Origin of the sequence: Bacillus sp. ABP14 (genome assembly GCF_001831375.1) — a bacterium.
Lineage (GTDB): Bacteria > Bacillota > Bacilli > Bacillales > Bacillaceae_G > Bacillus_A > Bacillus_A paranthracis.
Window position 1 is genome coordinate 1 of sequence record NZ_CP017017.1, and the last position, 11,199, is coordinate 11,199.

10 protein-coding genes are annotated in these 11,199 nt (G+C 30.4%); 4 read left to right on the top strand and 6 right to left on the bottom strand.

What is annotated here, in order from left to right:
* Nucleotides 1–282 precede the first annotated feature (282 nt).
* From BGI23_RS26790 to BGI23_RS26800, 3 genes are all read right to left on the bottom strand, one after another.
* On the bottom strand, nt 283–1,311 hold the full coding sequence (locus BGI23_RS26790) for a tyrosine-type recombinase/integrase (protein ID WP_070807342.1): 1,029 nt from the start codon (nt 1,309–1,311) through the stop codon (nt 283–285).
* Nucleotides 1,312–2,259: 948 nt separating this feature from the next.
* Nucleotides 2,260–2,844: a MarR family transcriptional regulator gene (locus tag BGI23_RS26795; RefSeq protein ID WP_000185579.1), complete on the bottom strand. Its 585-nt coding sequence runs from the start codon at nt 2,842–2,844 to the stop codon at nt 2,260–2,262.
* Between the two features lie 200 nt (nt 2,845–3,044).
* Nucleotides 3,045–3,611, bottom strand: coding sequence for a helix-turn-helix transcriptional regulator (locus BGI23_RS26800; RefSeq protein ID WP_070807343.1), 567 nt, complete (start codon nt 3,609–3,611; stop codon nt 3,045–3,047).
* 393 nt (nt 3,612–4,004) lie between these two features.
* Here BGI23_RS26800 and BGI23_RS26805 point away from each other — a divergent pair, with 393 nt between their 5' ends.
* On the top strand, nt 4,005–4,577 hold the full coding sequence (locus BGI23_RS26805; protein ID WP_070807344.1) for a tyrosine-type recombinase/integrase: 573 nt from the start codon (nt 4,005–4,007) through the stop codon (nt 4,575–4,577).
* A 68-nt stretch (nt 4,578–4,645) separates the two neighbouring features.
* Here the strand turns inward: BGI23_RS26805 and BGI23_RS26810 are convergent, their stop codons facing one another.
* Nucleotides 4,646–5,953 (bottom strand): putative HlyD family type I secretion protein, encoded by a 1,308-nt coding sequence (locus tag BGI23_RS26810; protein ID WP_070807345.1) that lies wholly within the window; start codon nt 5,951–5,953, stop codon nt 4,646–4,648.
* On the bottom strand, nt 5,946–8,162 hold the full coding sequence (locus BGI23_RS26815) for a peptidase domain-containing ABC transporter (RefSeq protein WP_070807346.1): 2,217 nt from the start codon (nt 8,160–8,162) through the stop codon (nt 5,946–5,948). The genes BGI23_RS26810 and BGI23_RS26815 overlap by 8 nt, the downstream gene beginning before the upstream one ends.
* Nucleotides 8,163–8,352: 190 nt before the next feature.
* Here BGI23_RS26815 and BGI23_RS26820 point away from each other — a divergent pair, with 190 nt between their 5' ends.
* From BGI23_RS26820 to BGI23_RS28510, 3 genes are all read left to right on the top strand, one after another.
* The gene (locus tag BGI23_RS26820) at nt 8,353–8,553 is read left to right on the top strand and encodes a hypothetical protein (RefSeq protein ID WP_070807347.1); all 201 of its coding nucleotides are present in this window, start codon (nt 8,353–8,355) and stop codon (nt 8,551–8,553) included.
* A gap of 148 nt (nt 8,554–8,701) precedes the next feature.
* Nucleotides 8,702–9,187, top strand: a complete 486-nt coding sequence (locus BGI23_RS26825; protein ID WP_070807348.1) for a CPBP family intramembrane glutamic endopeptidase — start codon at nt 8,702–8,704, stop codon at nt 9,185–9,187.
* Between the two features lie 441 nt (nt 9,188–9,628).
* Entirely contained in the window at nt 9,629–9,775 is a 147-nt protein-coding gene (locus BGI23_RS28510) for a hypothetical protein (RefSeq protein WP_172801705.1), read from the top strand.
* Nucleotides 9,776–9,920: 145 nt separating this feature from the next.
* On the opposite strand, the gene BGI23_RS26830 is transcribed toward BGI23_RS28510, so the two are convergent.
* Nucleotides 9,921–10,481 carry a MerR family transcriptional regulator gene (locus tag BGI23_RS26830; RefSeq protein WP_070807349.1) on the bottom strand — a complete coding sequence of 187 codons (561 nt, stop codon included), beginning with the start codon at nt 10,479–10,481 and terminating at the stop codon, nt 9,921–9,923.
* Nucleotides 10,482–11,199: the final 718 nt, after the last annotated feature.

Below are 11,199 nucleotides of genomic sequence, written 5' to 3' on the forward strand. Positions count from 1 at the left end.
ATTATGTAAATGAGCTGTCCAAATGGATGGCTTATTTTATTTTGCTACTCTCATTTTTGATTGAGGTAACACTTTTGGTTTTTGCCCTTTCCTGGGGTCCCATCCTACACTTTTTATTCCACGGTTCACTTGACCACGAGCCTCTACACCCTCAAACTCCCAAAGATAACCCCAGCGGGCAAAAACCGCCCTTCTGGGGCCACCTCTGGTGAGTTTGTATGAGGGTGCCCCTCATGGTCAAGTGACTTTCGCGGCATAAACGCATAGGACTCAGCTATAAATCTATTTTAAATATATTTGTGCTAAATCTAGCCTTCCTTTTCCATGCCCTAACTCCTCATGAACTATATTCATTACCTTTTGTGTTTGCTGATAAATCAATTTAAACTCTTGGCCAATTCCATAATCCGCGCGTTTTCCTTGTTCATGATTTTTTAGCATATAAGCAAGGACTTCCTGTCCTCGCTCATAAGATTCCCCTAATAATTCTTTAAAACGTTCTCTAGCAAATGTATGGCGAAACATATGGGTTCCATTTGTTTGAATTCCTGTTACTTTACCAGCTTTAAGTAACGCGGCTCTCAAAGTATTATCTTTAACCGGAATAATTTTTTCATGTAATTGTTTATCTTCAATCATCTGACGGATCTTATCTTTTATATGTTCCGGAATCTGAACTTCACGTCTCCGCCCACCCTTTGTTATTCCTTTTCCTTGTTCAATCTTCAAAACATTATTTTTTAAATCAAAATGTTCCGGAGTTAAGTTAATAACCTCTCGTGCACGAAGACCTAAATGTAATTGTAATTGGAATGCATTTCGAACATGAACAGAAGATATACTTTCTATCAATCTATTAGCATCCCTCAAGCTCATAGAGCGATTTTCAGGGGTCTTCCTGTCTTTTTGATAGTTATACACTCTTTTTTCAGAACAAAAGCTTATAGGCTCTTTCTCGAGCTTCTCAGCTTGTCTATGCATTGCTATTTGTAATTTCCTTAATCCTGTTTCAATATTCATCAAGTGTCCGTTGGACACTCCTTCCTGTTCTTTATGCTGTAAATAAGCATGATAGTGTTCTTCTTTAAAATGAATAATTCGCGTAATTTCAAATTGCTCTCTACAAAAACGAGCAAAATCAATCGAAATAGACATCGTATTTTGAATATGTTTAAAAGAATATAATCCTTCCGTATGTCGTCCTTCCTTTTTTGCTTCATATTTCGATTGTCCAACACAAATAATTTCCTTTACAGCATTTTCAATTTGTCTTACAAGCGATACCTTAAAAGATCCTCTTCGTCTTCCCATATTTCCGCCGCCCTTCGGTCGGCCCGTTTTCGCTCCCGCTCAAACGGGCATAATCCACCTTATGGTGCGCGGCAAATGCGCCGCACACCATAAGGTGTCAATCCGCTACTCCATATGTATCTGTAAAACTTCAATTTAAGCCTACGCCTATCGCTCCATATTTAGCGTGGAGAGCAACTGTTATATCCACGTTTTCCTTAGCAAATCCAATTGTCCTCGCAACGGCATGGCTATAGCCATGCTTCTTTCGTACCTTCCGGTCCTCACTCCTTTTTTATATTGTTTCATTCCAAAACACATTTGTTCATTTTCATGATTCCATTAAAAATAAATAATTATATATAAAAAGAGCCGTTCCGGACTCAGAGTCATAGACACAAAATAAGTGTCTGAATCTGAACCGCGAAACGGCTCTTGAATGTTTAAATGAAATAAAAAGAGAAAAGTAAATCTATATTTAATTTAACATAAATTAGGTATTTCCAGCAATGGTTTTCGTTGACTTTTGGAGTAGAGGCTGGTTCGTCGTGTGGGGGCGAAACCCCACGTATTACGTATCTATCTATGTGGTAAGTGAAATTATAATTCGAATACACTAGCGGTTCGGCTCGTATAATAGCAAATTCAAGCCGATGAACCTAAATAGTTGCTTTTGGATGTGTCGGCTTGGTTCCGCCAAAACTCGAGCCGAAAAAAGTTTTGCAAGGATGTAGCAACGCGAAAAGGGTGGAGATTTTCTGTAGCAACGCAGAAGAAAATACAACCCGTTCCTTGCGGAACTTTTAGCTATTTCTATATAGAGTGAGAAGGGACAAGCACACCAAAGTGGAAAAAACCTAGTAATATCAAGGGTTTCAAGATTTTTCGTACTTACCGTTTTTGGTAAGTAAACTTACCGTTTTTGGTAAGTACGAAATTAATAAAAAAAGTCTACTAATTAAAGTAGACTTAGAATAATTTGATAGGTAAATTTTTAAGCTGTTTAGGAACCTTTCTAAACATGGCTTTAAGTGTTGGATTCACTTCATCCCTATTCCCTGAAAACATAACATGAGGGTTTATAAACAAAGCATATGCCCTAACATTATTATCATCAACACCACTCTCAGAACGAGCAATAATGCCTTTATCAATTAATTTTCTAACTAAAGGACTAACTTTTGTTTCATGTCTTCCTATTTTTTTGGCTAATTCTCGCTGAGTTAATGGTATTTGTTCTTTAGAGTTAATATCACTAACTAAACAATTACTTAAAAATCCTACACACATTGAAATATCTAATAAAAATACCTTTTCAGCATTTGTTAAATAATCAATTTCAAATAAATACTGGATGTTCTGTTGAATAATCTGAACAAACTTTGCCTTATTTTTCACTTTACGCTCAGGAACTAACTTCATTCCTCTTGAACTAGCTTTTGCTTGAAGTTCATTTGCTAAATACATCTCTTCTTCTGACAAGATCTTTGAATCCTCGATTTCTCTCAATCTTGCATTTTTTTCAGCTTGTTTTAAATTGATAGTATTTGTCATAACTTTTCTCCTCGTTCCTAGTATTTACAACTAGTACAGAGACTCTTTTTGTGCTATTATGTAATTAGAATTTTATAAGAATAAAAAAAGCCTCTCATTATAGTTGTTTCTCGACAATTCAATTATATCATGATTGGCTTTTTTTGTTATAACTAAAAGGAAAAGAGTTCTGTATATAGAACTCTTTTTAACTTTTCACTTTATAAAAATATCGAAAAACTCAAAAGGGCAATAATTCCCGAAACCAACGAAACCCCTACAACAATCAACGTTTTTTGAATGATGTATTTTTTCTTATCTCGCTTCTCTCTTTCCGCATTCACATCTTTATTTTCCATGAAAGCAACAATTTCAGCATATGTTTTTATATTTTCACGTTTCTTGATTATGTCAATTTTTATAGCAGCTGTCATAGCAATTACCCAAAAAACAAATGGAATAATTAAACCTACGTTACCAAAATATTTAATTACTAATCCCATGGATCCTACAGCTAAAATCAAAAATATAGCCATTACCTGTCCTAACTTATTAAATTTAACTTGCTGAAGATTATTTTTCATCATTTCCACGTCCCCTTTAACTAAATCATCTAGAGAAACATCGAAAAGAACACTTAGAAGCAATAAATTATGAATATCAGGATAACTTCTTTCATTTTCCCAATTTGAAATGGTTTGACGAGAAACATAAATTTTTTCAGCTAAATCTTCTTGAGAAAATCCTTCCCTATCTCGATATTTTTTTATTTGTTTACTAAGATTCATTTCGTTCGCTCCTTCTACATCAAAAATAGTTCAAGGTAATTATTTATAGTAGCAAATATCTTTATAAAAGCTGATTTTAATATGTCAAAAAACTTTATACATTGTTTAAACCCTTTATTTATCAATGATTGTTAAAATATTAATCCTCAACAAAATAAAACAAACCTTTACTAAATTATCATCTATATTCAATTGATACAATATTATCCAAAAAATAAAAAAGAGTCCTATGTTTATAGGATTCTTTTTTCTCTATTCAAATGTAAACTTTTGAATATTAGTTTACATTCAAATCATCTAGAACATTGACTTCTCACTGATTCCCCTGATATTCTCAATTTATACAACAAAAGTATACATTCAAAACACTATAAATAAAGAGGTCATAAATCCATGAAGAAAAAGCCACATCTTATCGATGTCCAACCTATCCGTAGCAAAGAACAGATCGAAGATATGAAATGGGCTCTTAAACGTCATTGTTCCCAAAGAGACTATATTCTCTTTCTTGTTGGAATTCATACCGGTCTACGCGTAAGTGATCTACTCCAACTTGAAACACAAACCATAGTAAAACTAAAACGCAAAAAGAGAAAAGAATTTAAAATCAAAGAAGGAAAAACGAAGAAAGAACGCATGATTAATCTTACTTCTATTTTTGATGAAATCTATTCGTATGCCCAATCACTAGAAAGTACATGGTTATTCCCTTCAAGAAAAGGCGATCAACCGATTAGTAAGATCCAAGCATATCGACAATTGCAAAAAGCCGGAGATTTTGCCGATATAGAATCCATCGGAACTCATACCATGCGCAAAACCTTCGGTTATTGGTTCTATAAACAAACAAAAGATGTTGCTATGTTACAAGAAATCCTAAATCACAGTACACCACAAATCACTTTAAAATATATTTGTATCAATAAAGAAGAAAAAGATAACATACTTGATACATTTTATATTTGAACTACCAATTTTAGTGAAAAATAAAAGAGGCCAATCCTTATTATTTAAAAGATTAGCCTCTTTCAATATTAATTAGAAATAAAATCGAATTTCTTTAATATAAATTTCCAAATTCGTTCTTCTCCGATTATTACAGAAGCCCTACCTACCATCCCTGTATACAACTCATGTGAATCCTGTATATCAATTGTTGCTTCTAATTCATACACATACCCTTTAGAATCCTTATCAAAAATAGGATGTGCTGATAAATAAGTTACTATTCCTGTTTGTTTATCAGATTTCTTTAGTTTAAACGAATATTGTACTTTATCCCCTTTTTTAATGCCTTTTATATCTTGAGCCGGTAATAAAATTCTAATCTTTTTCTCAGTATTTTTAGGGATAATTGAAACTATCTCTTGACCAGAATCAACTAGATCACCTTTTTGCATAGCAGAGGAAAATTGTACAACTCCATCTCTTTGCGCCCTTATACTTGTCATATCATTTTGATTATGTAACACATCCAATTCTTGCTTTTTCATGAAAATTTCTTGCTCTAAAGGTTCAATTCGCTGATTAATTAAAACAATTGTACTTTCTTTATATTGATTTAAAACATTTTTCTTTTCTTCTTGCTTTCCTTTTTTAACAATATCAACTTTTTTCCCTTCATTTTGTAAGGTTTCTTTTCTTAATTGAATCCTTTTTTCAATACCATTCCGTTGAGAATCTAAAGATTCTATTTTATCATCCAGAGATTTTTTATAATCATCTAATATAGTCTCTTTTTGTTTTTTAATGGAATTTATTTCTTTTTGTATATTTTCTTTATCTATAATTAAACCTTGTAATACTTCATCTTGCTCACCAATAATTTTATTATTATCTATAACTTTTATTTCATTATCTTTTTCATTTTGTAAAGATTGATAAGTTTGTTCATATGATTTATATTCCTCTATAATCTTTTTATCTGTATCACCCAAAAAGAGCAATTTATGAGCTTGAATACTCTGTTTTAATTGTTCTAACATTCCTTTTTTCTTTTCTAAATGTTTAATAATTTGATCCAATTGACTCTGTTTATCTATTAATTCCTGATTTTTTAATTGAATTAAAACGTCTCCTTTTTTTACCTCATCACCTGATTTAACAGAAACAGTATCTACAATTCCTCCAATTTGCGTTCTCGATACGCTCACATCATATTTACCTTGTATCATTGCAGTCCCTTTGCTTACAATATCTACTTTTCCTATATATGCCCAAATCATAAAAAGTAATAAACTCATAAATAAAAAACATAGCAATCCCATAATAAAACGAGGTGGCTTTCTTTCTAGCAGTTCTACACTATCCGTTAATTGATCAAAAGAATAAATCTTATTCATATTGACCACCACTCATTACATAAGATTTTTCTTCTATATGTTCTACATGAATCGTTTGATTCTTCCAAAGACGATAATATTCAGCCTTCATAAATAATAATTCTTCATGAGAACCTTGTTCTATAATATTTCCATTTTTCATTACAAAAATTTTATTTGCATGCTGAATCGTACTTAATCTATGTGCAATCATAATTACCGTTATTCCTAGTAAACCTAATTCTTTTAGCATATCTGTAATTAATTTTTCTGTTGTGGAATCTAAATTACTAGTAGCTTCATCTAAAATTAAAATATCTGGTTTCTTTAACAATGCCCTTACAATGGCTAATCTTTGTCTTTGTCCTCCAGATAAATTTGAAGCATTTTCTTCTAAAATCGTTTCATAACGTAATGGTAATTCACTAATAAAATCATGTGCACAAACTTGCTTACATACTTGAATAACTTCTTCTAGTGAAACTACACGATTCAATCCAAATATCAAGTTTTCATAAATAGATCCACTAAAGAAAAACGATTCTTGTGAAACATATGCAATACGATTCCTCAATGCTACTCTATTTATCTCTTTAATTTGATAATCATCATAATATATATCACCTTGATTAAGATCATAATAATTCATTAATAATTTAGAAATAGTAGTTTTTCCAGAACCACTTTCCCCAACAAACGCAATTTGACTACCTGGATCAATAGAAAAACTTATATTATTTAATACATTCTTACGTGTCCCATAACGAAATGTAGCATCCACAAATTCAATTTTTCCAGATAACTTTTTAGGGGAAACTTTATTATATTCTTTTTCATTTTGTTCTAAATCTAAATCAAAGATTTCATTTAATCGTTCTCCCGCAATTAATGCAGATTGCATTGTAGGCTGAATTCCTATTAAATTTTCAATTGGATTCAAAAAATAAACCAAAAGCGCATTATAAGAAATTAATTCCCCAATTGTCATATTCCCTTTTAACACTTCCATCGCACCAACCCATAAAATAATTGTCCCACCAATTAATTCAAGTCCCATCTTAATAGAACTTTGTAAATTAGCTAAAATTCCACTTTTAAATACATATCTCAAAAGATTAACAAAACGACTTTCTGTTTGAAAAAAGACTTCTTTTTCAGCATTATATGATTTTACTGTTGCAATACCGTTTAAAGATTCCACCAAATAAGATGTTAATTTAGCATTACTCTCCATTTCTTTACGATTAATGTTTTGATAAGGTTTATGAAATCCCCAAATAATACCTATATAAAAAGGAACTAATAGCAATGTAACTCCAAATAAAATTGAGCTATGCACATATAACAATACTGCCCCTAGCATTACCATTATTGTATCAATCATTAATGTAACAGTTATCGTTGATAGTGCATCTCTTATTTTTCCAGCATCCATAAACCGCGAAATAATCTCTCCAACTTTTCTTGTTTCAAAAAAATGCAGCGGCAAACCAACTACATGACGATAGTATCCAAGCATTAACTGAATATCTATACGTCTACTCAAATATAAAATTAAATGCGTTCTAAAATAAGAAAGCAAAATTTTAAAAATATACAAAACAATAATTCCTATAGATACAATATGAAGCGTTTCCATTAATTGATTTACAACTATATCATCAATTAACAACTTAAAATAAAATGCTCCAGCAAAACCAAACAGATTAAAAAATATAGAAGCAATAAAAATTGGAAATAACAAATTAGTCTGCAACTTCAATAAAGACAAAAAACGAGAGAATACCCCTTTAGATACTTCCACCTTCTCAAAATTTTGTTTTGGACTCATCAAAATTAAAATCCCTGTCCAAACCTTTAAAAAGTCTTCCAATTTATATTTAACAGATCCACTATCAGGATCTGCAACATATACTCTATTATTCTTTACTTTATGAATTACTACATAATGCAGTAATTCACCATCTACTACTAAATGAGCAATTGCAGGCAAAGGAATTTCATTTAAAAGTGTAGGATCTGTTGATTTTACTCCTTTCACATCAAAACCAAGTCTTTCTCCAGCTTCCAATATCCCTTGTACATTTGTACCCTCTAAATCTGTCCCTGCAATTTGACGAATTTTAGCAATTGAAATAGAAATTCCATAATGTCTTGATATCATTGCAAGACATGCAGGTCCACAATCTTTTAAATCATGCTGTTGAATACATTTAAACTTTTTAAACAAATTCAATCCTTCTTTCACTATTTTATATTCATCTATAATTCATTATATAAAATAAAATAAATTTAAAGTAAAAATTATAAAAAAATTCCAAATATGCAAAATTGCATATTTGGAATTACATATTTTATATTAGAATAAATTTATGAAATGAATATTTCTAAATATTAAAATATTAAAGGGGGTTTACAGCATGAATTTAAATAACACAAAATTTGCTGAACTTAATGAAAAAGAACTTCAAACAAATGGTGGAGCAAGAGGAATTTTCGGTCCTATTATCAAAGCTGGAAAACAATGTTGGGATAATGATTACTGCCGAGAAAAAACATATGGTACTTATGGTCGAACAGATAGTCGATATAAACATGGCGCTCCATACGCAAAATGGTAATATTCAAATAATACAAAGAGGATTCATTAATTTTAATGAATCCTCTTTGTATTATTAATTATATATTTATAATCATGGATAGTTTAAAATACAAAGAGGATTCATGTTAAATATTTTTATAATTTTAATTGAAAAGGAAAGATAATAAATGATAAAAAAAATACATCAATTTTTTGTGAATTTGCATCCAATATCATTTATATTAGTTATGGTAATTTTAAGCTATTTAATTACCAGACCATTTATGTTATTTTTACCAGAAATACAAAGTAATCCCGCTCAGAATGAACCTATTTATCAGCAAATTTTATCCGTTTTAATTATAGCCCCTATAGTAGAAACTTTAATTTTCCAAGTTTTTTTATTCTGGATTCTTCGTTGTATTCCCTGGATTCGTGAACATGATTTATTAATAGTTTTAATTGCAGCATTAATGTTTGGTTTATATCATCCATTTGGGATAACTTATGTAATATGTATTACAGTAACAGGAATTCTTTATAATTATGCTTATCTGATTTATTATAAAAAAAATGAAAAAGCACATGTTACAGTATCAGCATTTGGGATTGTGTTTTGGATACATGAAATAGATAATATAATTTCTCTTACAATACAAAATTTGTATTTTTAATACAATACTACTTCCCATGAACGATAAAATAAAATCTTTAAATCATATAAAATACTAAAATTTAAATAACATGCTTATAGCAAGGGAATGCTTGTAGACTGATCTATACTGCATTCCCTTATTGTATGTATGCTATATTCTTATTCGCCTTTTTCTAACAATAGAACCACGAATCTTGCCAAAAACATTGACTATTGCCCTGTCCTAGGACATCTCCCCTCTAATCTAAATAAAAAGATTAAAAAAAGCATAATTTTTTTACTGACACCAAAAGTGACAAGTTAAAAAAAACTTAACAAAACTTGATATCTAAAGTATTAACTTTTAATAAAAAAAGAATATACTCAAAATTTAAAGATTATAAAATTGTAATATAAACCTATTGTATTGTATAATGTATTTAGAATAATTAATAAATATAAACAGAAAGGAAGTTTAAAAATGAAAAATAACAAATTTGAAACTTTATCTAAAAAAGAATTATTAAACACTAATGGCGGAGGAAAAGTAATTGGAACTGATGTAGGACATTATCCACGAGAATGGGGTAAAAAATTAGGTCAATGGATAGGTTCAAAAATTAAATAATTACTTTTATTTAATAAAAAAACATATAAATACAATAAAGGAATGCACATAAATTAATCTATACTACATTCCCTTATTGTATTTATGCTATATTTCTATTCTTCTTTTCCCTATATTAGAACCTTACATAAAATACCGGCCAAATTTACTTTTTAAACAAACCGAAAAAACCTTTCCGTTTTTGTTTCTGATTTTGAGCCTGCATATCTCTAATGTTTTCAAGCAATAGCTGATCTCGCTTCTCTAGCTTCTTCTCTATAAAAACTTCTAATTCACTATTTTTACCTTCTACTTCAGTTAATTTTTTCTCCGTATTCGCTAAATGCTCTTTTGTCGTAACCAATTCATTCGTAATTTCTTGCAATTTTTGAACGAGTGCTTGATTAAATTGATTTTGTAACTGTTGATTCTCTAATACTTCATTCAATTTCTTTTCTAATTCTGATTTTTCTTCTTTTGAAACAAACGAATCAAGTTCTCCGTTTCGCCATGACCGAACTTGATCATAAGACCATTTTTGGTCCTGTATTTTTTCTTTTATGGCTTTTAATTCTTCTATATTATCCTTCGAGTATCTGCGATGCCCTCCCTGACTTCGCTCCGTTTGTATGTTAAATTCGTTTGACCATACCTTTAACAAATCAGGTGTGATCCCTAAAAGATCAGCAACAATTTTCGGTGTATGCATTTCCGATTTTAGTTCCAATTTTTATTCCTCCCCCAAAAACGAAATACGTTTTTTACTTAAAAAACACGATTAAATCAATATTCCAATCAAAATCGGAATGTACTAGCAACCGATATGAAAACCGATTTTAAAAACGATTTAATTTCCGAAATACATTCCGATTTTAACACCGATATGTATTACTTCTCGATAATAACATCAAAATCTTTTTTATTTAATATGAGATTTTATTCAAAAAAAGAATAGCAAGGATCCTACCAATCCCCACTATATCAACCATCTATAAAATCCTGTATACAAGATAACAAGACAAAAAAAGAAGAATCCTTGTATTTACAAGGATTCTTCTAAAATAATTGCTACCGATAATGAGACGTTATGTTAACCGAGCGTGTATACGGTATACACTCAAAAATAAAAAGCAAATCGCTTATTCTAAATGATAAAATTAAAAAATAGGAGGTGAGTACAATATGACAAAAAAACAGGTTGGACTAGCCTAATAGGATTAGTCTGGTTAGCAACCATTGCATTACTTTGGACAAACTTTACTAAGTTGATTCCAAATACAGTTGCTTCTCTAAGCATCTTTATTATTATGATTGTCATTGCAACAGGAGCTAGTCTGACAGGACTTTACCGACTTAAAAAGAAAAAATACTGAGAACGGATCGTACCTCTCTCCAAATGGGGAAAGGTTTGTTCTAATGTTAAAAATCAGCTTCCAATAACGAGA